The 23,227-nt window shown below is 45.4% G+C and carries 23 protein-coding genes; 6 read left to right on the top strand and 17 right to left on the bottom strand.

Annotated elements, in window-relative coordinates; genetic code table 11:
* The first annotated feature begins 145 nt into the window (after positions 1–145).
* Positions 146–295 carry a small acid-soluble spore protein O gene (gene sspO / locus NST70_RS07465; RefSeq protein WP_013859306.1) on the top strand — a complete coding sequence of 50 codons (150 nt, stop codon included), beginning with the start codon at positions 146–148 and terminating at the stop codon, positions 293–295.
* Between the two features lie 89 nt (positions 296–384).
* Here the strand turns inward: sspO and NST70_RS07460 are convergent, their stop codons facing one another.
* The gene (locus tag NST70_RS07460; RefSeq protein ID WP_014098361.1) at positions 385–1,629 is read right to left on the bottom strand and encodes an aminopeptidase; all 1,245 of its coding nucleotides are present in this window, start codon (positions 1,627–1,629) and stop codon (positions 385–387) included.
* A 125-nt stretch (positions 1,630–1,754) separates the two neighbouring features.
* Positions 1,755–2,012, bottom strand: coding sequence for a hypothetical protein (locus NST70_RS07455; RefSeq protein ID WP_014098362.1), 258 nt, complete (start codon positions 2,010–2,012; stop codon positions 1,755–1,757).
* Positions 2,013–2,110: 98 nt separating this feature from the next.
* Between NST70_RS07455 and NST70_RS07450 the strand changes: the two genes are divergently transcribed.
* Both NST70_RS07450 and NST70_RS07445 read left to right on the top strand, forming a co-directional pair.
* Positions 2,111–2,257: a small acid-soluble spore protein P gene (locus NST70_RS07450; protein WP_014098363.1), complete on the top strand. Its 147-nt coding sequence runs from the start codon at positions 2,111–2,113 to the stop codon at positions 2,255–2,257.
* Between the two features lie 168 nt (positions 2,258–2,425).
* Positions 2,426–2,677 (top strand): GlsB/YeaQ/YmgE family stress response membrane protein, encoded by a 252-nt coding sequence (locus NST70_RS07445; protein WP_017550845.1) that lies wholly within the window; start codon positions 2,426–2,428, stop codon positions 2,675–2,677.
* Between the two features lie 32 nt (positions 2,678–2,709).
* Here NST70_RS07445 and NST70_RS07440 read toward each other — a convergent pair whose 3' ends face one another.
* The 4 genes from NST70_RS07440 to NST70_RS07425 form a co-directional block, all read right to left on the bottom strand.
* The gene (locus NST70_RS07440) at positions 2,710–3,318 is read right to left on the bottom strand and encodes a lytic transglycosylase domain-containing protein (RefSeq protein WP_026104550.1); all 609 of its coding nucleotides are present in this window, start codon (positions 3,316–3,318) and stop codon (positions 2,710–2,712) included.
* 104 nt (positions 3,319–3,422) lie between these two features.
* Positions 3,423–5,042 (bottom strand): long-chain fatty acid--CoA ligase, encoded by a 1,620-nt coding sequence (locus tag NST70_RS07435; RefSeq protein ID WP_342476092.1) that lies wholly within the window; start codon positions 5,040–5,042, stop codon positions 3,423–3,425.
* Positions 5,043–5,083: 41 nt separating this feature from the next.
* The gene (locus NST70_RS07430; RefSeq protein ID WP_014098366.1) at positions 5,084–5,764 is read right to left on the bottom strand and encodes an LrgB family protein; all 681 of its coding nucleotides are present in this window, start codon (positions 5,762–5,764) and stop codon (positions 5,084–5,086) included.
* Positions 5,733–6,128, bottom strand: a complete 396-nt coding sequence (locus NST70_RS07425; protein WP_342476090.1) for a CidA/LrgA family protein — start codon at positions 6,126–6,128, stop codon at positions 5,733–5,735. The genes NST70_RS07430 and NST70_RS07425 overlap by 32 nt, the downstream gene beginning before the upstream one ends.
* Positions 6,129–6,301: 173 nt before the next feature.
* Between NST70_RS07425 and NST70_RS07420 the strand changes: the two genes are divergently transcribed.
* Positions 6,302–6,577: an alpha/beta-type small acid-soluble spore protein gene (locus NST70_RS07420; protein WP_014098368.1), complete on the top strand. Its 276-nt coding sequence runs from the start codon at positions 6,302–6,304 to the stop codon at positions 6,575–6,577.
* A gap of 59 nt (positions 6,578–6,636) precedes the next feature.
* Here the strand turns inward: NST70_RS07420 and NST70_RS07415 are convergent, their stop codons facing one another.
* From NST70_RS07415 to NST70_RS07405, 3 genes are all read right to left on the bottom strand, one after another.
* Complete coding sequence (locus NST70_RS07415) at positions 6,637–8,655, bottom strand: ABC transporter ATP-binding protein (protein ID WP_014098369.1); 2,019 nt, start codon at positions 8,653–8,655, stop codon at positions 6,637–6,639.
* Entirely contained in the window at positions 8,655–10,406 is a 1,752-nt protein-coding gene (locus NST70_RS07410) for an ABC transporter ATP-binding protein (RefSeq protein WP_017550839.1), read from the bottom strand. Before NST70_RS07410 ends, NST70_RS07415 begins: the two co-directional genes overlap by 1 nt.
* Before the next feature lie 165 nt (positions 10,407–10,571).
* Positions 10,572–10,886, bottom strand: coding sequence for a heme biosynthesis protein HemY (locus NST70_RS07405; protein WP_013859293.1), 315 nt, complete (start codon positions 10,884–10,886; stop codon positions 10,572–10,574).
* A 377-nt stretch (positions 10,887–11,263) separates the two neighbouring features.
* Here NST70_RS07405 and NST70_RS07400 point away from each other — a divergent pair, with 377 nt between their 5' ends.
* Positions 11,264–12,616, top strand: coding sequence for an MFS transporter (locus NST70_RS07400; RefSeq protein ID WP_014098371.1), 1,353 nt, complete (start codon positions 11,264–11,266; stop codon positions 12,614–12,616).
* A gap of 840 nt (positions 12,617–13,456) precedes the next feature.
* Here the strand turns inward: NST70_RS07400 and NST70_RS07395 are convergent.
* The gene (locus NST70_RS07395; RefSeq protein WP_035188938.1) at positions 13,457–14,275 is read right to left on the bottom strand and encodes a hypothetical protein; all 819 of its coding nucleotides are present in this window, start codon (positions 14,273–14,275) and stop codon (positions 13,457–13,459) included.
* 141 nt (positions 14,276–14,416) lie between these two features.
* On the opposite strand from NST70_RS07395, the gene NST70_RS07390 reads away from it, so the two are divergent.
* Positions 14,417–15,502 (top strand): DUF3900 domain-containing protein, encoded by a 1,086-nt coding sequence (locus NST70_RS07390; protein ID WP_026104549.1) that lies wholly within the window; start codon positions 14,417–14,419, stop codon positions 15,500–15,502.
* Between the two features lie 27 nt (positions 15,503–15,529).
* Here NST70_RS07390 and NST70_RS07385 read toward each other — a convergent pair whose 3' ends face one another.
* From NST70_RS07385 to NST70_RS07355, 7 genes are all read right to left on the bottom strand, one after another.
* On the bottom strand, positions 15,530–16,894 hold the full coding sequence (locus NST70_RS07385; RefSeq protein WP_199772173.1) for an amino acid permease: 1,365 nt from the start codon (positions 16,892–16,894) through the stop codon (positions 15,530–15,532).
* 287 nt (positions 16,895–17,181) lie between these two features.
* Entirely contained in the window at positions 17,182–17,319 is a 138-nt protein-coding gene (locus NST70_RS07380) for a hypothetical protein (protein ID WP_014098376.1), read from the bottom strand.
* A gap of 194 nt (positions 17,320–17,513) precedes the next feature.
* Positions 17,514–18,545, bottom strand: coding sequence for a polysaccharide pyruvyl transferase family protein (locus NST70_RS07375; RefSeq protein ID WP_342476085.1), 1,032 nt, complete (start codon positions 18,543–18,545; stop codon positions 17,514–17,516).
* Positions 18,546–18,860: 315 nt separating this feature from the next.
* A complete protein-coding gene (locus tag NST70_RS07370; RefSeq protein WP_342476083.1) occupies positions 18,861–20,045 on the bottom strand; it encodes an MFS transporter in 1,185 nt (394 codons plus the stop codon).
* A gap of 131 nt (positions 20,046–20,176) precedes the next feature.
* Positions 20,177–20,479, bottom strand: a complete 303-nt coding sequence (locus NST70_RS07365) for a metalloregulator ArsR/SmtB family transcription factor (protein WP_035184949.1) — start codon at positions 20,477–20,479, stop codon at positions 20,177–20,179.
* Between the two features lie 251 nt (positions 20,480–20,730).
* Positions 20,731–20,922: a hypothetical protein gene (locus NST70_RS07360; protein WP_014098380.1), complete on the bottom strand. Its 192-nt coding sequence runs from the start codon at positions 20,920–20,922 to the stop codon at positions 20,731–20,733.
* 125 nt (positions 20,923–21,047) lie between these two features.
* Positions 21,048–23,024: an alpha/beta hydrolase gene (locus tag NST70_RS07355; protein ID WP_342476080.1), complete on the bottom strand. Its 1,977-nt coding sequence runs from the start codon at positions 23,022–23,024 to the stop codon at positions 21,048–21,050.
* Positions 23,025–23,227 lie beyond the last annotated feature (203 nt).

Here is a 23,227-nt window from a genome sequence, read left to right as displayed (position 1 = left end):
TGACATAAGTAAATAACAATAATATTATTGTCTGTGATAAGTTTTAATTATATCGCCTGCCATTTGGTTTGCAAAAAATTTATCGGTAAGGTATGATTTTCCCTTTATTCAACATACTGAAACTGTAGCCAGGGAGGTGAGCCTTGTGACAAGACAGAAAGCAAACCATATCCGGCCGGGCATGAATGCGGCAAAAGCGCAAGGGAAAGGCGCCGGATACAATGAAGAATTTTCAAACGAGCCTTTAACGGAAAAAGAAAGGCAGTTTAACAAAAAACGCAAGAAAAACCAGTAGCATGGGATGGCAAAGAAATCAGCTTTATGGGCTGATTTCTTTGTTTTGCCCATTGAGAATCTTTATCAATATAATATTAATGTTTTTCTTTAGATGGCCCAGTCCCCATTGCGGAATACCGGCACAACGGTTCCATCCTGCTTGATGCCGTCAATATTCATATCAGCAGAGCCGATCATGAAGTCAACGTGGACATTGGAGACATTCATGCCGTGTTTTAACAGTTCTTCTTCGCTCATTTTCGTGCCGCCCTGGATCGTTGTCGGATAGGCTGCACCAATGGCCAGGTGGTTCGAGGCATTCTCGTCAAACAATGTATTGAAAAATGTAATGCCGGACTGTGAAATCGGCGACGGATCCGGTACAAGCGCAACTTCCCCGAGCCCTGTTGCACCCTCGTTTTCAAACACGAGTTTTTTGATCGCTTCTTCGCCTTTTTCAGCAGAAATATCGACGATTTTCCCGTCTTTAAAGTGGACAACAATGCCTTCGATTAAAGTGCCTGCATAACTTAATGGTTTTGTGCTGCGCACGACGCCTTCCATCCTGTGCGTATCCGGTGCAGTAAACACTTCCTCCGTTGGCATATTGGCAATGAATTCTTCGCCTTTCGGGTTCACGCTGCCCGCACTGGCCCAAATATGGTTTTTCGGAAGGCCGAGTGTAAGGTCCGTCCCCGGCGCCGTATAATGAAGGGCATCGAATTGAATGTCGTTTAACTTCGCCGCTTTTTCATTTAACGTCTGTTTATGCTGTTCCCAGGCGGCAACCGGGTCGTCCGCGTAGACACGGCATGTTTTAAAAATCTGATCCCAAAGCGCATCGACTTGTGCTTCTTCGGTTTCTAAATCCGGGAATACTGCTTTTGCCCATCCGGCCCCCGCCGCTGCAGCAACCGTCCATTTGATATCGTCATTTTGCGTGGCAACCCGCTGCGCTTTGAAAGCTTTCGCTGCTGTATTTTGATAAGCGGCCACTTTGTGCGGATCGACATCATTGAGCAGGCCGGGATCGCTTGAAAGAATAGACAGCCGGCTCACTTTATGGTTGAGCACATGGTCTTCCGTCTCGGCAATTTTGTAATCCGGAATATGTGTCAGCACTTCCTGCGGCTGATTCAGATAATGCTGTTTTGTAATTTCATCATCCGACCATTCGACGATTACTTTTTCCGCGCCTAGTGCATACGCTTCTTTTACGACAAGGCGCGCAAGTTTTGCCTGGTCGACTGCAATATATACTTTTACCCAGTCGCCCTGCTTTACATTGATGCCCTTTGTCACGAGCAATTTCGCATATTTTTGTAAATTCTGTTCAAAATTTGGCAAAGCCATTTCGATTCCCTCCTGTTTATTATTTTTCATATGTATGAACCCCGCCCGGTCGCAGGCTTGATACCATTCTATATTATACCAGATCCGGGCGCAGATGAAAAAAAGCAGGGATCCTCCTCCCCGCTTTAATGCAAATCTGTATGTTTTACGATTGTATCCAAATCGCGCCGGAACTGTTCCAATTGCACCCGTTGCGTTTCGCTCGCCACTTCGAGTGCATTTTCGATCTCTTGGTACGTTTCGTTGATTTCTTCTTTCAAATGGGCGAGCTGGTGCCCGGCGTCTTCACTTCCCATCTCTACATTCTGCAAGATGTCTTCCGTCAGGGCCATGTGCTGCTCGGCCGCTTGGAACGCCTGCTGTTTGTCTTTATGGTAAGGCATTGTCATCTCTCCTTCAAACGATAGTATGTTCAATTTTTTTCATGGTATGCTGTATAACCGCTTTACAAAAAGCAAATTGTATAGTTGGAGGGATGAAAATGGTAAATAAAAACGACGGAAATGATATACGCAGAAACCAGCCAAAAGCAAACAACAGCGGGCAGCCGGAACCGTTAAGCGGCTCAAAAAAGGTTAAAAACCGGAATCATTCAAGGCAAAAGCACAATCCCGGGCATGATCTATAAACTTCAAACCGGAGGATTTCCCGCTTTCCCCTGAAAAGTTCCGCATATTTGTCATTTTAGACGTTTTAGAATACGCCTGCCCATGTTTAGTCTGGTACAAAAAAGGTAATAAGTACACCAAGTTCGATAAAAAGACATGAAACTTAAGTTAACAGGAGGAATGTGAAAATGTCGTTTATTCTATATTTAATCGTAGGTGGGATTATCGGATGGCTTGCAGGATTGATCATGGGCCGGGACATCCCGGGCGGTATCATCGGGAACATTATTGCCGGGATTGTCGGTGCATGGCTTGGCGGCGCGATTTTCGGAAACTGGGGGCCGCATATCGCAGGGATGGCGATCATACCGGCTTTAATCGGGGCGATCATTCTCGTCTTTGTATTAAGCTTTATTTTAAGAACAGCAAGAAAAGCATAACAGTAAAAAAGGGCGGCCGGAACCGCCCTTTTTTACTTGCTTGCTTTTTCTAAACCTTCTTTTTGATAAAGGTGTACATAATGCATCACTTCGGACACGTATTTACGGCTGTGGTTATACGCAAAAACCGCTTTTTGAATCTGCCCGTTTGCCGCCCCGTTTTTCGACAAATAATTTGCCGCGCTGAAAATCGCATCTTTATCGTTAAACGGGTCTGCTTTCCCGTCCCCGTCCGCATCGACGCCATATCCTCCGTATTTTTTTATGACAGCCGGGTTCGTTTCTTCATTTTTCGGGATGTCTCCTTTTCCAAGGCCGCTGCATGACGGATGTTTCCAGCCGACAAATGTGCACGGCATAAATTGCATCGGGCCTTGGGCGCCGGCCGGCGAGACCATCGGCTTCATCGTTGAAAACCTGGTTTCCACCCGGTGATGAGCGGCAAGCACATACCAGGGAACCCCGTATATTTTCTCTGCTTCCAAATAGATGGACAAATATTTTTCAGGGATTTGGGGATTCGTTTTTTTCTGGATGTTCTCTTCGAAAATAAAATAGGCGCTTAACACGATGACCGGAATAAGCAGGACGATCCACGTTTTACCCCGGTTCCGCTTCTTTTTCTTCCATGTTTTGGGCATTTCCATTTGAATCCTTTCGTCTTTCCGTTAAAACCTCTCCCCTTTATATTATCGAATGAAAAAGCCGAAATCCATAGGAAGATTCCGGCTTTTTCCCGCATGCTTTACTGCACGCCTGCATAATGGTCTTGCAGCTGTTCGCGCAATGCCCGTTTTAAAAACTTGCCGACAGACGTTTTCGGGATTTCTTTCATAAACAAAATGTCGTCAGGGACCCACCATGAGGCAAATTGTGTTTTTAAATAATCTTTTAGTTCCGCGGACGTGATTTTGTTTTCATATCCGCTTTTTAAAACCACACAGCCGAGCGGGCGTTCCTGCCATTTCGGGTGGGGAACGGCAATGACGGCTGCTTCAAAGACCGCTTCGTGCGACATGAGAGCGTTTTCAAGTTCGACGGAAGAAATCCACTCGCCGCCGCTTTTAATCAGGTCTTTTGTCCGGTCGGTAATCTTTAGGTACCCTTCCTGATCCACGACTGCAATATCTCCGGTATACAGCCAGCCATCCCTGAATGCTTCCTGCGTACGCTCGTCATTGTAATATTCATCCGCAATCCACGGCCCTCTTACGATCAGTTCCCCCATTGTTTTTCCGTCCCACGGTACTTCTCCGTTCTCATTGACGACTTTCACTTCAACGCCGGGAACAGGCAGCCCGGTTTTTCCTCTCACATCCACCATTTCGTCCACGGTAAAATGATCCATGCTGCTTTTTAACGTGGCCAGCGAAACAACCGGGGTCGTTTCCGTCATCCCGTAGCCGGTCATAAACGGCACTTTGTACGTTTCCTCGTAAGCACGGATCAATCCCTTAGGCGATGCCGCACCCCCGCTTACGATCAGGCGGAGGCTGCTGATATCATACGGCTTTTCCTGCAGCACTTTCAGCATGCCGATCCAAATCGTCGGGACGCCTTGTGTCATCGTGACTTTTTCTTTTTCAATGAGCTGTGCGAGAATTTCCGGTGTAAAAGAAGGCCCCGGCAGCACCTGGGTTGCCCCGAACCAGGTGGCTGCATAGGGAAGCCCCCAGGCATTGACATGAAACATCGGAACGACCGTCATGGCGATGTCGCGTTCCTGAACGCTGAGCTGGTCACTAAGCCCGAGCGCCATGCTGTGCAAATAAAGGCCGCGGTGGGAATAGACAACCCCTTTCGGATAGCCGGTTGTTGCCGACGTGTAGCACATCGCGGCTGGCGCATGTTCATCAAGGTCGTGTAAAAACGGATAACGCTCATCGCCTTCTTCCAGGATGGCTTCATAAGAGGAGACAGGAAACAAGGTAGTTTCCGGAACCGCCTTCTCATCGCTCATAATGATAAAATGCTCGACCGTTTTCAGGCGATCCCGGATTTTTTCAATCACCGGGACGAGATCTTCATCGATCAGCAAAATTTTATCTTCCGCATGGTTAATGACATGGGTGAGATGGTCTTCTGACAAACGGATGTTGACCATATGAAGGACAGCCCCGCGGCATGGCACGGCAAAATAGGCCTCCAAATGGCGGTGGTGGTTCCATGCAAACGTACCAACCCGGTCTCCTTTTTTCATCCCGAGTTTTTCCAGCGCACTGGCAAGCCGGCGTGTCCGTTTTGCAATTTCACGATACGGAATCCGCTGAATCCCGGTGTGTGTACGTGAAATGACATATTTTTCGGGAAAATAGCGTTCAGCCCTCTCGATCATAGTAGAAAGCAGAAGCGGTGTCTTCATCATCAGTATCTACCCCTTTAGCTGTAATATATGTTTATCCCGGTTTAGAACAACCATGGCAGGATAAAAGAAGTTAAAATGGCGGCCATCCCCATCGCCACCCCTGATACGGCACCTTGCAGTTCTCCTTCCTTCACGGCTTCCCCCGTTCCAATCCCATGGGAAATCGTGCCGAGCGCAAGGCCTCGTGATACCGGGTCGTGGACGCGCGCCAAAGTTAAGAGCTTCAGGCCGAACATGGCACCGATCATCCCGGTAATCATGACAAACCCCGCAACCAGCACCTCATTGCCGCCGATGATTTTTGCTACCTCGCTTGCAACCGGCACGGTGACGGATTTCACGGCAAGGGAAGCAAAAATATTGTGCGACAGCTGGAAAATTTTGGCCAGGGCGAGGGCGGTCCCGACAGTCAGCATGCTGCCTGAAAGAATGCCGCCGACAACCGGCAGAAAATAGCGCGCAAGAATCGCCCTGTTTTTATAAAGCGGCACAGCCAGCGCAACGGTGGCCGGGCCGAGAAAATAGGTCATGACCCCTTTTGCGGGAAGATACGCTTTATAGGATATATGGCTTGCGGCCAATAGCACGATCAATACCACCGTACTGAAAAATACAGGCGTTGTGAACGGGGAAGGAAACCTTCTCGATAACCGCAACGACAGCAGGTAAACGAAAACGGTGATGAAAATGCTATAAAGTGTCACGGCGTAACTGCTGCTCATGGCTTGCCTCACGCCCCCTTGCCAAAAGCTGGGCGGACATCCCCGTCCCTACAATGCCGGCTACCGCGCTGACAGCCAGTATTACGGTCAGCACCACGCCATTATGGAGGAAAAATGAACCGAGCGACATCAGCCCGACGGAAATCGGAATAAAAAAGAAGGATAAATGTTTTAAAATCCATGTTGCGCCCGTATCGATCCACTGCAGCTTCAAAATGCCCGTGATCAATAAAAGAAACAGAACCAACATGCCAAATACATTCCCCGGAACCGGCAAATGCAGGATTTTGACCGCTTCCAGCCCGAATTCGTAAATGACCCAGAGCAAACCGATCTGCAATGCACCAATAACTGCTTTTTTCACGTTGCATACTCCCTTTTTGATTTGCTGTATTATTACAGTTCTTATTATACAAATATTCCATACAGATTTTAAATATCCTGTATGATTTTTTTAAAAAAAATCATTTTTCGCTTTTTCTCCCCGGTGTATAAAGGCAGCGGGCCGTCCGCATCCTATAAAGGGAGGGAATCCGCATGCCAAAACGAAAAAGAAAACCGCTTATCGCAGAATCAAGAAGCGCGCTTGACCGGTTCAAAACCGAAGTCATGGCCAAAGAAGGGTATCGTACTGATACGGATCAACCTGACGATATCAAATACGAGGTAGCCAGTGAACGCGGCATTCCGCTTCAAAAGGGCTATAATGGCAAACTGACGGCTGAACAGGCCGGAAAAATTGGCGGGCCGATCGGCGGAAACATGGTGAAAGAACTGGTCCGGATGGCGCAGGAACAATTAAAGAAACAGTAAAACGGGCAGAGAATTTCCCTGCCCGTTTGTTATAGTACAGATTCGCTTCGCATGCCGATTTACCCGGCTGCTTCCGTTCCGCCTGAATGTTGCATTTGGTACATTTGATAATACTTTCCTTTTCTTTCCATCAGCTCTTCATGGCTGCCGCGTTCCACAATCTGGCCACGGTCCAGCACCAAAATCTGGTCGGCATTTTTGATGGTGGAAAGCCGGTGGGCAATGATAAAAGTGGTCCTTCCTTTTTTCAGGACATCCATGGCATGCTGGATGGCCAATTCCGTTTCCGTATCAATATTGGATGTCGCTTCATCAAGAATTAAGATGGCCGGGTCAAAAGCAAGTGCACGGGCAAACGAAATGAGCTGGCGCTGCCCGCTCGATAAAGTGCTCCCCTTTTCAAAGACCGGTTCATCAAGCCCTTCTTCCAGATTTCCGAGCACTTGATCGGCGCCGACCGCTTTTAACACGGCAGCCGCTTTTTCTTTTGTAATGCGCGGGTCCCCGAGGCTGACATTTGAATAAATCGTGCCGGTAAACAAATACGGGTCCTGCAGCACGATCGCCATATGTTCACGGACGGACTGCCGCGGAAGCGACCGGATATCCGTCCCGTCAATCCGGATTTCTCCTTCATTGCAGTCGTAAAAACGGAACAGCACATTCATAATCGAACTTTTTCCGGATCCGGTATGGCCGACAAGCGCGACCGTTTCACCCGGCTTTGCCTCAAAGTCAATGTCTTTCAGCACATATTCGTTTTCTTTGTAGCCGAAATAGACGTGGCGAAACTCCACATGCCCTTTAAAGCGCGGTACGGATTTTGTCCCCACATCCTCGCCTTTTTCATCCAGCAGCCTGAAAACCCGTTCCCCGGCAACAAGCGCCTGCTCAAGATTGCTGAACTGGTTGACAATATTGCTGATCGGGTTAAACAGCCGGTTAATATAGTCCACATAGGCATACAAAAGGCCGACGGAGAGCCCGGCTGACAAACCGGAAAGGGCGCTGTGCCCGAAATACCAGAGAAACGCCACAAGCACGAGATTTTTTAAAATGCCGGTTAAATTATGGGCCGACAAGGCGTTTAACACCAGCATTTTGTTCTGGTATTTAAAATGCGTCCGATTCAGCTGTTCAAAGGTTTCCTTCGTTTGCTTTTCGCGCCGGAAAGCCTGGATGACCGGCATGCCCTGGATCGACTCATTGATCATGGCATTCATTTCGCTCACTTTCGAACGGATCATCCGGTTGTACTGCTGGGCAAACTTCCGGTATACCCGCATCCACAGCCATAAAATTGGCATTAACAACAGGCAGACAAGCGCAAGTTTCCAGTCGAGCAAAAACATTGCAATATAAATGCCGGCAATATAAACCAGGCCGCTGAAAAAGTTTGACAGCACAGCCACATACAATTCGTGGATGGCTTCCGTATCATTGGTGATGCGCGAGACAATCTTTCCGGCCGGCAGGTTGTCAAAAAATGGGATCGGCAATTTTTGCAAGTGGATAAAAAGGTCATTCCGCATTTTCTGGATAATCCGGTTTGCAGCTTTTTGCAAATAAAAATATTGTGTAAACTGGCCGAATCCTGACACAACATAAAGGCCGAAATACAAGATTAACAGTTTCAAAATATACGGGATTTCCGGGCTGTAAAAGCGGAGCACGCCCGCATAGGATATCTTTTCCGCCCGGTAAGAAGCCGTTTTGCCATTATAGGTCATATACAGTTTTCCGTCCCGGTACGTATTTTTCCCGCCGGTTTCAACACGGCCTTTTACGAAATAAAAGTTTCTTCCTGCCTGGACAATCGTCCGCTTCTTCCCTTTTTTCTCCTCAGCGGAAGCATAAACAAGCCGTTTGTAATGGCGGCCGTGATAAGAAACCGCCTGGCGGGCATCATGGGTCTCCACCCATACGCTTTCAATGCCGGTGATATGGCGGTCAATCATCGTTTTTGCCACGATCGGGCTGAACACATCCGCCCCAACGGCAACCATAAGGGCCGCGAGCGCAATCAAAATGGAACGTTTAAAGTTCATCGCATAGCGGAAAAGCCGTTTTGCAACCATTATGCTTCCACCTCCTCACGGGACATGAGCTGTTGGCGCATATACTGTTCGTAATACCAGCCCTTGTTTTTCAACAGCTGTTCGTGCGCCCCTTCCTCCGTGATCCGGCCGTTATCGAGGACGACAATCCACTGGGCGTGTTCAATCGCCGACAGCCGATGGGTCGCGATGATGGTCGTTTTGTTTTTCCGCTCTTTTCGGATGTTCGAAATAATGGCCGCCTCGGTTTTAGCATCCACAGCGGACAGCGCGTCATCCAGGATCAAAATTTCCGGATCTTTTATGACCGCCCGTGCAATCGAGATCCGCTGTTTCTGCCCGCCTGATAAAGCGACCCCTTTTTCACCGACAAGCGTTTCAAGTCCGTCCGGGAGCATCTCGATATCTTTTTCAAGTGATGCAGTCCGGATCGCTTTTTGCAGTTCCGCTTCCCCGGCCGAATCGGTACCGAACAGGATGTTTTCTTTCACCGTTCTGGAAAAAAGCACATGGTCCTGCGGCACATACCCGATCCAGCTTAATACTTCCTCTTTGGTCAATTGTTCAATTGGAACACCGGAGACAAGCAGCCGGCCGCTTCCAAGCGGATATTCGCGCAACAGTTGTTTGATCAGCGTTGTTTTCCCGCTGCCGGTTTTACCGGTGATCCCGATCGTCTCCCCTTTTTTGATCTTTAAATGAATATGCTTCAGGTTCTCTTCCCGCGATTTTGGATAGCGGAAAGTATAATCGGCAAATTCTATGATATCCGGCTGTTCAACCGTTTTCGGGGCTTCCGGGTCTTTTACATCTTCCACATGCCGCAACGTTTCATTTACACGGTCAAGTGAAGCATTGCCGCGCTGCATGACATTCATCAATTCCCCAATCGCAAACATCGGCCATGTCAGCATGCCCAAATAGACATTAAAGGAAACAAGATTTCCGAGTGTAATTTGCTGGTGAAAAACGAGATAAGTGCCGTAAGCAAGGCCGATCGTGTAACTCATCCCGGTAATGATTTTTGTCAGCGGATTAAAAAGCGCGTCAATTTTTTCGACCGCAATGTTTTTTTGATAAACGTCTTCCGTCATCGACTGGAATCTTGTTTCGTCCGCTATTTCCTGGTTATAGGCACGGATGACGCGGACACCGGCAACCGATTCCAGCACCCGGTTATTTAAATCCCCAAAGGCGTCCTGGGCAACAGTAAAACGTCTATGAATTTTCTCTCCCAGCACTTTAATGCCGGCTGCCAGAAACGGAAGCGGCAAGATCGAAACGAGCGTTAACTTCCAGGAGATCAGCACGGCCATGGTCAGAATAATGGTCAGCATATACATGGTTGAATCAACAAGCGTCAGAATCCCGAAACCCGCTGTCTGGGACACCGCCCGCAAATCATTCGTCGTCCGCGCCATTAAGTCGCCCGTACGATTCCGCTCAAAAAAAGGAGGCGCCATTTTTAAAAAATGGTTCATTAACCGGGACCGCAGCATTTTTTCCACGATAAACGCCCCGCCAAACAAGTTATACTGCCATATATAGGTCAGGCCGTAAAGGGCAGCTGCAATCGCCAGCATGACGCCGATGTAGAGGGAAAAAATGTGTGCTGTCATTTCCCCGGTGAATATTTTATCAATGGAATCGCCGAGAATCATCGGCGGGAGCACTTCCAACAAGTTAACAATTGAAAGCGCAAGCACTGCAATCGCATATCTTTTCCAATAGGCTTTAAAAAACCACCCTAATTTCCCCAATACACTAAACAAACCGTCGTCCTCCTCCCGTCATTTCTGTCTCTATCCGCCTTCTTTCTCTCCGTAAGACAACAGTAAAACCGGATGATGCTTCATCTTGTTCATCCCCTTTTTCAAAATGTGCATCGCCTGATGGCTGGCCAATTTAAAAAGCACTGCCTTTCAACATAAAAAAAATCAATGATGATGGTGATGACCGTGTTCGCGTTCAATCCTCGGGTTTGTAATGACGAATTCTTCCTGCGGCACGTAAAAATACTGGATCCAGATGCCGTCCAAATACGGCTCGCGTGAATCAAGTAAAATATCAATGCCCTTATCCGTTTTGACAATTTCATCATGTTCTCCCGGTGTATCCAGCGTGATGTCGTAATGGGCATGGTCGCCGTGCATCTCGGTCACAAAGACGCGGATCATTTTTCCTTCCGCATCTTCCTCCTCCAATATTTTTTTAAACATTTTTGCGGCATTCCGATTGATTTTAACGTTCATGTTCCTACCTCAATTCTTCTTGTTTTTGTTTCTTTATTATGACAGAAAAAACGGAAATCGCAAACTGGAATGCTTCACGTAAAGGGTTGAAGCATTCTTACAGGACAAACCGCTTTTGTTTCATTGCTGGGGTTCAAGTTTACTAAGCAGGTGCTTTCCGGCAGTTTTGGCTGGTTTTGCGGCTTGGGAGAGCACTCAGGATGGCTTGTTTCAGCTGCACGAAAAAGGCGGGCTTAGAAAAGCGGACCTTCACTGACATAATATTTGCACCCCCGAAATATTTGTTGTATGATACTTCTGTTTTGAATGGACGTGGAAGACAAGGTAAAAGATATGCTCTAGAAAGAAGGCTTTCATCTGAAGCGAGGAGGATTGTGATGCCTTTATCGAAAAGAACGGTTTTTTTAACAGCCATTGCATCTGGTACGATGCTGAACCCGCTGAATTCATCGATGATCTCGCTCGCCCTTCACAGCATTCAAAAAGATTTCCATTTGAGTTTTTCAACTGTGTCGTGGCTCATTTCATCCTTTTATTTGGCAAGCGCGGTCGCCCAGCCTGTGACCGGAAAAATCGGCGATATGATCGGGCGCAAAAAAATGTTTCTTGCAGGGCTTTTGCTTGTTGCCGTTTCGGCAATCGGTGCGCCGCTTGCCCCGGCCTTTTTCGTGCTGCTGCTCATGCGGCTTTTCCAATCGATCGGTTCCAGTGCTATTTATCCGTCCGGTGTCGCACTGATTCGTACCCATATTCATGAAAACCAAGCCTCTGCGCTTGCTGTTTTGTCCATTTTTGCGTCTGCCATGACGGCGCTCGGACCGACTGCCGGCGGAATTTTAATCGGGATTGGCGGCTGGCCGTCGATTTTTCTCGTGAACTTCCCTTTTATCGTGATTAGTTTTCTACTTGGCTGGTTTATCTTCCCGAAAGATCCGGAGAACAGACATGCTTCTTTCAAAGATGTTGTGCACGAGCTCGACTGGACCGGCATTTTCTTATTTGCGGCCGGGCTTGTACTGCTTCTGTATTTTCTGTTGGAACTGGAGTCGGCTGTCCATATTTGGACGGGTGTGGCAGGCATTGTGCTGCTTGTCCTATTTGTGATCTATGAAGCCAGAACAGGCCGCCCGTTTATTGATGTCCGCTTTTTATCCAAGCACCGTTCCCTTTCTGTTGTGTATTTGCAATTCATCGTGCTGAATTTATTTAATTACTGCTTATTCTTCGGACTGCCGAGCTTCTACCAGGACGGGCTTCATTTCAGCGTGCACACAAGCGGGTTCATGATGCTCTTTATGTCCGGCGCAAGCATCCTCATTTCCCTCGTTTCGGGTAAATGGATTGACCGTGCCGGAACCGCCGGACCGATCCGGATCAGTGCTTTGACTATGATTGCCGGCGCCGTTTTCATGGCCGTTTTCTTTATCCATGCCTCGGTCTGGCTGATGGGTGTGATCCTGTTTATCCTCGGTATCGGTTACGGGATCGGCAATGTTGCGCTGCAGGCGGCAATGCTGAACGAATCGCCTGAAGCCATGGTTGGCACAAGCTCCGGCCTTTTCCAAACATGCCGGTATTTAGGCTCGATCCTGTCATCGGTCGTGCTCGGCGTTGTGTTCGCAAGCGGCATGTCAACAGCCCGTTTTCTTATCCTGTCAGCTGTTTTAGTTGCAGTGAGCGCATTTTTCTTTCTCCTCAGCTTAAAAACTGCGCGTGCCCGGGCGGTATAAAATAGAGGAAGGTAACGGCTTTTGAGACCCCGTCATCAAAGCATACAACTTACTAATGTATTATGCATCCAAATGCTGCTTTTCTTTGTCAAATTTTATTTTACGGATGAGGTCAGGGGTGTCATACGCCTGGCCTTTTTCTCTAAGCATCTGATTCCGCCTTTCCAGCTTTTTCTTTCACCCACTGGATATCGTTTTCAATGGAATCCAGAAAAAGCTTGCACTCGAAAGCTGATTCAATGTATAGAGAAGGCAGCTTGACGCATTTTCACAGATACACCATTCTTCTATATATTGAGACAAAGTCAAAATTGGATTCGTTCAGCAAGCCCTTATTTATTGTAATGGTATATAATGGAGTATAACTGTAGAGTCGAATAGAGGTGATCATTTTGTCATCAAAAAAGACGAATTTCTTTGTGGTTTCATTGATTTTTTCCTTGTTTTCGTTTTTTTTATCAGCAGGTGTACAAGACCTACTTACGATCATACACAATCCGATTGTTTCCTTTTCGATACCTTATATATTGGCAATCGTGAGTATTATCTATCTGTTCATTGGATATATAAAACTGGCTAAATCCAAATCATCGAAACACTTGAAATTTGTTCCGATTCTAACCATCATCCTCATTGTGTTGAGTATTTTGATTAACAGCTTTCTTTTGGTTGCAATTACTTCGGGCATTTAAGCGTCATTCAACTACGAAAATGAAGCCTATCAAAAAAGAGATGATTCGAGGCATCGATGTTCCTTTTACAACCTTCAAGAAGAAAACTGCGTGTGCACGAGGGGTAACGGAAAAAGCGCGGCAAAAGGAAGCATGCCACGCTTTTTCGTTATCGGATCTTTTTTGCCCATACAGAAAGCAACCCAATGCTCATCCAAACAAGAGAAAACAGGAACGCAATGCCCGAAAACGCTAAAATATATAAATTATAAGCCGAGATGCGCGCAATCAGGCCGTTTGTCCGGAATCCGAAGAGAAAACCGGCCACATTCAGGAAAACAAGAAAACCAAAAATTGACAGGCAGCCGTTCCATGCCCCTTTTAAATCCGCGGTGCTCAACGAAATATGCGCGGAAATGCAAATGCCGGCAATAGCAAAAATCCAAAAACGGGGGTTCATTAAGTTTTCGATTGAAAAAAGATGACTAGCGAGTGCGCCGATGGAATGGCCAAAAAATGCAAAGAAACTTTCGAGGCCGGAATACGGATGAAGACCTGCCCTGATTGCCTGCATGAACGGCCGGTATGTATCCGGCAATAGCACATACATGCCTAGCGACAAAATCAAAATGCCGATATACACCGGGGCAGTTCCAATGAAAAAATTTCCGATTTTTTGGTAAACGCTGTCCGGGTTGTATTGGTGGCTTACATACCCAAGCGTGCCATCCCCGCTTTTCAACTGGAGCCATTTGATCTCGACAATTTCATGCCTGAAAATGCCGCACATCAAGGCATGGCTAAATTCATGGACCGGCGTACCGAGCCATGCCGTCACCGCAATCCCCTTCCACCCGAAAGCGTGGTAAATGAAGGCCGTTGCCCGCTTTTCCAAAAAACCGAGCACAAACCCGACCACAATGATCGTTCCAAGCAGGTTGAAAAGTTCAACCGTACTTAAAAGCAGAATATGTAAAAAGGTTTGCAAATCTCCACCTCTTTTTTCAAAAATCCGTTTTCCTATCCATTTTAATCCCGCAAATCATCCGCGTCCAGCAAGCACATTGTGGAAACCCGTTTTTTCAAGTAAAATAGTGCTCAGTGAAAAAAGAGAAACCGGGTGAAACGATTGGATTTTAACATCAATTTCCTTTCCTTCTATGTCATCCAGACAGACGGGGAAGGCGAACAAACGAGAAAACAGTTCAGGCACTTTCAAACTTTAGATCGCGAAAATTATGAGATAAGTAACGTAAAAGACTTTCTCGATGGCGAACTTGAAAAAATCGTAAAAAGGAAAGTGGATAAGCATCCGAAGTCCGAACAAGTACCGACGAAAATCGGCCGCTTTATTGTGGAACCGGGCTACGGCCTTGACTCCAACCCGAACTTCAATTTGTTTAACCGTGCGCGTATGGCCGGCACGATTGGTGAGTTTCAAAAAGCAAGCGAAGCCTTTCTCGCCGCCTATCTGGACACCAATGCTGTCAGGGACGGCGCGTTTCTGATCGCAAATGCAACGATGCGGAAATACTTCGATGAACCGTTTGTTTTTTTGTTGAAATGCGATTTCGAACCGAAAGTCGCCACGATTGCCGATGAATCCACATTGTTGAAAAAAGTGGAAATGGCGATTACCACAAAAGGCATGAAATCCATCCAGTATCCGCATATGCCGGAAGAAGGCATGATTGAAGAATCAGAGCTGAAAATTCACCAGGCATCTCACGCCCGTTATTTCGAAGAATTTTTAAAGTATGTGGAATACGGCGAATCGATGCCGGAAATCATGAAAGCGCAAGTGAAGACGATGGTGGAAGAACATTTTCAGGAAGTGCTGCATGAAGACAGCATCGAATACGAGCAATTCGAAAAAGAACTTGAGATTTGGGAAGCAAGCCCCAAGCGGACGTTACAGGAACGATTGCCGGCGGAACAGGTTATCGAAGCCGCGGCCCAGATTGTCGAAACTGCCCCGGAGGCCGATTTGCGAATGAAACTGGACCATATTTCGGTGAATGCCCTCCTTTCCGATTTTGGCGAAACGGTCCATCTCGCCAAAATCGGAGACCGGTATGTCACGATCGTCGAGTCTGAATCCATCCTCTTTGAAAAAGGGTTTTCCCCCGTTGAATTTCTGCAGCCGGACGAACTGGATCATGTGCTTGAACGGTTGAAGAAGAAAGCCGGGGCCATCGTAAATGAACAAAAATAGCGTGCTCCATTCGCACGCTATTTTTGTTCATGATTGGGGGTGATCCAGTATCTTTTTCCCTTTGGATGCTTGCACTTTCGCATTTTTTGAACTTGCACGGCCAATGCCGAAAACAAAGTAACAGACCGTGACAAGGCCAAGAAAGACAATGCCCGCAACAAGTGACATCCTTGTTTCATCATTAAACCACATGCCGATCAGGACAGCGATTAAAAATGCAATGGTTACATAGTTGGAAACCGGTGCAAACGGCATTTTAAACGGATGGTTTTTCATTTCAGCCTTTTTCATCTTTCTAAACCGGATCTGACTGATTAAAATGACAAACCATGGCACCATCCCCGGCAGGACGCTTGCACTGTATACATATACGAACAGATTTTTCGGTGCGATATAGCTTAACACTACACCAATCACAAGGCCGACAAGAACACCGATTGTACCTAAAAGTGGAACGCCATTGCTTGATACTTTCGTGAAAATTTTCGGTGCCTGGCCGTTCACGCCGAGCGTATACAGCATCCGGCCGGCACTGTAGATACCGCTGTTGCAACCGGATAATGCGGCGGTAACGACAACAAAATTAATGATGCCGGCTGCGGCCGTAATGCCGATTTTTGCAAAAGTCGCCACAAACGGGCTGCCGATGGAATCAAGTTCATTCCACGGATAAAGCGTAACAATGACGAAAATGGCGCCAATATAGAAGATCAATATGCGCCAAATGATATTTTGGATCGCATTTTTCAATGTATGGCTGGGGTTTTTTGCTTCGCCTGCCGTAATGCCGATCAGTTCAACACCCTGGTAGGCTGCTACGACCAAAGATAAGGCAAAGAAGAAACCTTTCAGCCCGCCGGTAAAGAAACCGCCATGCTCCCACAGATTGGAAAACCCGACGGCATGCCCCCCGTTGCCGATCCCGAATAAAATGATGGCAAGCCCGGCTATAATCATAAAAATAATCGTTACCACTTTAATCATCGCAAACCAGAACTCAAACTCGCCAAACGATTTTACAGATACGAGGTTGGCCGTTCCGAGGATCACCATGGCTACAAGCCCCGGAATCCATGCCGGCAAGTGCGGAAACCAAAATTGCATGTAAGATCCAACGGCAATGATTTCCGACATACCGACAATCACCCACTGGAACCAGTTGCTCCAGGCTGTGAGAAAACCTGCGAGCGGATGAATGTACTGATGGCCGAATGTGGCAAAGGAGCCCGTGCTTGGCTCAACGTAGAGCATTTCTCCCATTGCACGCATAATAAAAAAGATAAAAATCCCGGCAATCGCATACGCCAGCAACACGGACGGCCCTGTCCACTTAATGGTGCTGGCAGACCCCATAAACAACCCGACACCGATTGTACCGCCAATCGCAATCATTTGAATATGCCGCGCATGCAAGCCTCTGTTTAACGCTCTTTCTTCCACGCCATTCACTCCCGCTGTTTTTTTCAAACATGCTTAAAAAATAGAAAAATAGCATTGTCAGTCTTTATAACAAATTACTTTTTCATTGTAATATGTTTTTACCCGAAATACAATTGTTTATATACAAGGAACAAGTATTTTATTATCATAGAATAATTTAAACATTCCTTTTTTTATTTGTTTTTAAAAAAGACTGTCCCCAAAGAGGAGCAGTCTTTTTAAACAGTGCATCGGGCCCGCTACCGGTTGTTTCTTTCTCTTACATCATCGTTCGGTGAGTTTCCAGTTCCATCTTTTGCTTTGCTGTTCGGTGTCCCGAATATTTGATTGTCTTTCGTGACTTTCGCGCCTTCCAAAAATCGATCTTTTTTCTTCATGTGCATTCTCCTTTGTTGTTGATTCACGTTCAGCCGGGACCGCGCGTCAGGCTGCCCCGCCTAATTTTGCGCCCTTGTTTTACTATTTGCAGGCAAGTGGTAAACATGCACGCCTTGTTAAAAAAGCCCGGCGGATACAAGCTGAACATAAAAGTGGGTTTAATACGGCCGACATCGGATAGGCGTGCACCATTTTAAGATTTAAAATAATCCCGCAGTACCTGGAAATCTTCCGACAAATCTATTTCATTCGGTTCCGTCTGAAGCAGGCGGGCGATCAACGGTTCCAGTTCATCCGGATCCTGCTTGTCCGTATACTGGATAAAATTCAACCCGGAAAGCCAGTCGGTATAGGAATGTTTTGCTTTTCCGTAGCTGTTGCCGAATACGAGGCACGGCGTATTGGTGATAATCGAAAAAATCATCGCGTGCAATCGGTCGGTAATGACAAGTTTGCGCGAGCCGATCCGGTGCAGCATTTTCATGAAATATGTTTCCCTGTCCGCATAATCGATCGTGTCCACTTCCGATAACACGGTATCCGTGCGGTCAACAGGCCCGATGTTCGCAGCTCTTTCCATGAGTTCGGAGACAAAATTTTCATCTGTCACTTTTTCTTTATCCGCCCTTAATACAAAAAGCACGCCATCCCTTTTTAGATCCTGCGGTTCAATTTTTAACGACAGAACCATATCCGGGGTGTACAATACATTTGCGTTGAAGGTCTCCTTGACGATTTCCAGGCTTTGCGATTCGCGAACACATATGGTGAGATTTGGATTACTGCCATAGGCTTCCTGCGATTTCCTTTTCTCCCGCTGTCCTTTTTCGGTAGGTTCAAAATAAACGGATTGCGGCATAGAGATGGTTTTATAATCTTTAAAAGCCGAGATCACTTTTCGACGGTCTTCTTCAATGTCCAGGTAGAGACTGCCGAGATTACCGCCGCCTGTAAAGCAGACGATGTCCTCTTTCCCAATGATCTTTTTCACAAAATCAATTCCCTCATCCGTCGCATAGTCCATTATTTCGATGTATTCGTAATAAGGAAAATGGTTACGGATAAATTTTTCCTCTGCATAGGCAATGGCCTGGTCCCCGATATTTGTGTAGCTTGGGGAACCAAAGAGGAAAACTTTTCTTTTATCATTGTATAAGGCATCGGGTTCCACATTTGGGGCAATCCCCTTTGCCGGTTTTTGACCATTTCGGATTTGTTCACTCATACATTATCCCTCCGTCATCGTTACGTGATTATGCTTGCCGGATAATTTCTTGTACCCACTTATAAGGGGCAATACACTTGGATGAGCGAGCAAAACCTAAAATTTGTTATTTTAGTATATTTTTTATATTCTATTTACGAGTTTGAAGATGAGCATCATAATGGGGTTCAGAACTTAGGGACAAGTTCTGAACCCCTATTTGTCTACAATCTGAGCATGAGCAGAAATTCTTACTTAATATTCGTTATGAATTCCTTCATCCTTACTTTGAAATCTAAATCCACTAATTTGACAACAAGATACGATTCTAACAATTTATTGCGACTTCACGACGTTGCAGTCGACTGAGGTCTTTTTAGAAGGAGAACGTGAAGTCAATATTGTTAATCCAATTGCGATTGTAACGCCTAAAGCGCCTAGCCAGGTAATGGAAGTGAGGGAAACTCTCTCTACAAAGATACCCCCAATTCCTGCACCTGCCGCCATGGCCAACTGCATCATTGACTGATTGAGACCTAGCAATAAACTAGACGACTCCGGCTCTATTGTAGCTAGGTGATATTGTTGAGTCGGGCCAGTAGACCATGCTGCAAAGGACCATAATATTAATATGACCAACACGCCCACGTAAGAGTGGGTAACGATTGATAACAGAACGAGCATGGTGATATGTAAGATCATGCCACCAATGAGTGTGAACCGCACACCCCACCGATCGGTACTAAATCCGCCAAACTTTGATCCAACTAGACTGGCAATACCAAATATAAGGAGAACGCCGCTAAGCAATTTGTCACTTACACCTGAAATATTTAGCAGGTAAGGGGATAAGTAGGTATAAACAATGGAATATCCGCCAAGCCAGAAAAAAGTGATGGCTAATCCGAGTACCACTTTTGGTTTTTTTAATAAAGCGAGTTGCTGATTTAAAGGTGTCAATTTTTCCACCTGAATTTTTGGAATGGTAAGCGAAATAATAACCATCGCAACTAATCCAAGTAAGGCAATCCCTCCAAAAACAGCCTTCCAACCCAGTACCTCACTCGTCATTCTTCCAAGTGGAACGCCAATGATTAATGATGCTGTCAATCCCATAATGACAGTGGCAATGGCGCTAGCTTTCTTCCCTTTTGGAGCAATTTTCTCCGCAATCGTTAAGGCTGTCACTACAACCATTCCTGCACCAAAGGCCATAATAATCCTTGAGACAATAAAGAATCCATAACCAGGAAGGATGAATGCAAGAATATTTCCAATAACAAATAGACCAAGTGAATATATCATTAACTTACGTTTATCCATTCTGGAGGTGATAGCCATTAATACAGGTGTGAAAATAGCATATACAAGCGAAAAAATGGTTATTAACTGACCAGCTGCTGCGAGAGTAATGCCTAATGATTCCGAAATATTATCCAAAATTCCGGAAATGATATACTGTGAAGTTCCAACTAAAAAACTTACGATCGCTAAGATATAGATCTTACCAGTGTTTGACAAAATAAATCACTCCTTCATCATCAAAATATATCAGGGTTGAACGTTTTGTATCGACAAAAACACATATCGTGATATGTCGATATGTTTAAGGAAATGAAACTGTATTCATAATCAGGATTCAGTTTCATTTTTTAAATATTCTTTTCAAATAGAGTGGCAATTTTTTTTATGGCTTCTTCATCTCTTTTGTAGTAAGTATATTTACCAATACGTTCTGCCGTAATTAACCCAGCTCGTTGCAGTATGGAAAGGTATTGAGATACTGTGGATTGCGTCATTTTCAATTTATCTGTTATTTGACTAACACATACCCCTGTAGTATTCATATCAATCCCTTCGTGGGGCGTAAAATGACGATCCGGTTCTTTCAGCCATTTTAAAATTTGCAATCTTGATTCATTGGATAAGGCTTTAAAGACTTCAATGAGTTCCATACAAATCATTATATCGAAAAATAACGATATGTCAACATATGATTCTGAAACAAAATCCAAAAAGGGTTCCATCAGATCCATCGTGCGTGTTTTGAATTCAAGATCGGCACCCTCCATCTTTTTCAGCTATAACAGGTCCTTATTTAAAAGCGTATCGCGCCGACAGGTTCCGTCTATAAAGGACGTGAGAAAAGGATTATCCTGCAAAGTCTGGAAATGAAACAGCCGGAAACAATTGGCCAGCCAGTCAATCACAGGTATACAAAGATTTTGCTTAAAGAATATTTGGCATTGTATTTTTTCAAGCAGTCAAAATCCTGGAAAGTCTGTTTAATCTTCATACTTTCCAGAAACTGCAAAATCGGGAGCAGCCTGCTAAAATTGACACTCTTCCCTAAATGGAACGCATAATTGATTTTTAAGACAGAGGTGATATCATTCAACTTAAAGGTGCCCTCCCCTCCCTTATATGAGAGATTCAGGGCACCTTTTTATTTTACTTTCGTAATTCAGGATTATCTCTTTTTTGTCTTTATAAAATGATAACGGATGCGAATTGTTCGAATTATTAAATTAAAGTCCCCATCTTTACTTGCTCCATTAAAGTGCTAATGTTATGGTTGACATTGGCAGCATGCTTTCCCAGTTCAGAAATGGCAAGTGATTCGTTTTCTTGAAGCTGGTACGCAATGTCGGCAAACTCCAGTTTCATGGCTTCCAAAACGGCTAAAGCCGCTTTGTTGTAAAGAATAACAGCTTCATACTGTGTGCCGTTAAAAATCGCGGTTTCAATATACGGTTTTAATGCATCTAGAATATCAGGCATTTCTTTCATTAAAGTCAAAAACAATTTTTGCAGATGTTGAACCGTATCCATTTTCTCCCGGAGAAAATGATCTAAAGCGGAAAATTCAGAACGGATAAGATTGTCTACATTTGTAAACGGGATACGAATGATGGCCATTTCCCATTTTAATGCTTTCACAAGTAAATCTACTTCACAAAGCAATGCTTCCAATTTGTATACCTCATTCAGTGATGCGGCAATGAGCGGTTCCATAAATGCTGTAAACCGGTCGGCAAATTTTTGAAAGCTTTTGTTAAGCTGGTTACGTCGAATTGCCATTCCCGATTTTAAATATGGTGAATCAATACAATTTATTTTTTCAGCTGGCGATGCAGAAACTGTTGCCGCAACCTGGGCATTTCCCGATTCCATTTGCATGGCTTCTCCGATTTTTCTATCTATTTTTTCCATCCCCATTTTTACATCTTTCGTGTGTGTAAGAAAAAGGGAAACATCCCGGCGGACATTTTTGTTATTCGTCTCAATCACCCGGTAATGCGCTTTCAGTTCATCGACAATGCCATCAAGAAAGCCATTGTCAATGCCCCAAAATATGAGCGGCAGGTGATTGTATTTTAAATTTGTAAGTGCTTCTTTCATTTTATCAATTGCATGTATGATTTTTTCAATGGTATAAGGAATTTCCAGCAAAGGGCCTGCGAGGCGGGCTGCCGCTGCTTCAACTGCTGCAAACATCTGATCAGCAAGCGGGATATGAACCGCGTCCTTTAATTTTAAAAATCGGGATATATCGGGCGAGACTGCCACTACGGCCTTTTCGGCCAACCATTTTTCACTAATATGCAAGATTTCTTTCAGTACTTGATGTTCTACCATGATTGCGTCAAAGGCATGCTGGAGATTTGTTTTTCTGTTATCAAGTCTGCTCCCCTCTGTCTCCACGATGTCAATCGATTTCTTCAAATATTGAAAAGATTCTTCGCATGCTGCGAGGATGCGCGATTCCAATACTTGAGCGAGTTGTCCGATATGTTCCGTATCAATATCAATTTTTTGCCCCTTTCCTGCGCTTTCTGCTGTTAACGTTTCCCCTGTCCAGACACTTGCCGGAACCCAAGCATCGGCGCTGAACCGGATTTTTCCGTAAGAGACAGTGCCTTTTTGGCCGATTGTCACTTTTTCCACGGGCATGCCGGTGTTTTTATCCTCGATATAACCGGTGTGATTGTTTGCAAACCATTTAAACCAGCTAATGCCAAAATCAAGTTTTACTTTTTCACCTGGAAGGCGGTTTTCCAAACCAGCCGCTTTTTCCAGTAACGTTAAAGGATCATAGGAACCACAGTAATTGGTGATCCGGAGTTTCTTCGTCTTTTTGCCTTTCATGTCATCGGTAACCTCTGGTGGCAATATGGCCGGATCGAGCGTGACGGAATGAACGCCTTCTTTTACAGCAACATAGTTTGCCAGCGCACCGCCTAATGAATTGCCGGCAACATGATCAATACGGCCGTACTTCTTTTTCATTTTACGAAAAAATTGATCGGCATCTTTAAACTGCTGGGGCGTTGCATCCGATAATACCAAATCCCCATCTGTCAGCACATCTTGGTTACGTTTTTCTTTTTGTGTGCCTTCATAAATGAGGGAAATTTCGCCTGTTGCCTTATTTTCGACGACCATTGCATCGAGGCCGGAAGATGCACGGTTAAAGTAAGTATACCGGACATGGTACAATTTCCTATTGATTTTTAGTAGTGCACGATCTTCAGGATGTTGATAAACATTAAAACCACACAATTTAATAAGATCTCGATCAGAAGTATTAGTTAAGTCCGTATAATTGTGTAAAAAGGGTTATCTGAATATGAGGGAATATGGAGTATAGGGGCTGTTTTTCTGGAGGGGGCTGGCCAGCCCCCTCCAGAAAAACAGCGGGA

Source organism: Weizmannia sp. FSL K6-0777 (assembly GCF_038593185.1).
Taxonomy (GTDB): Bacteria; Bacillota; Bacilli; order Bacillales; family Bacillaceae_C; genus Weizmannia; species Weizmannia faecalis.
The sequence above is the reverse complement of the archived record's forward strand: the minus strand, read 5'-3'. Positions and strand labels throughout refer to the sequence as shown.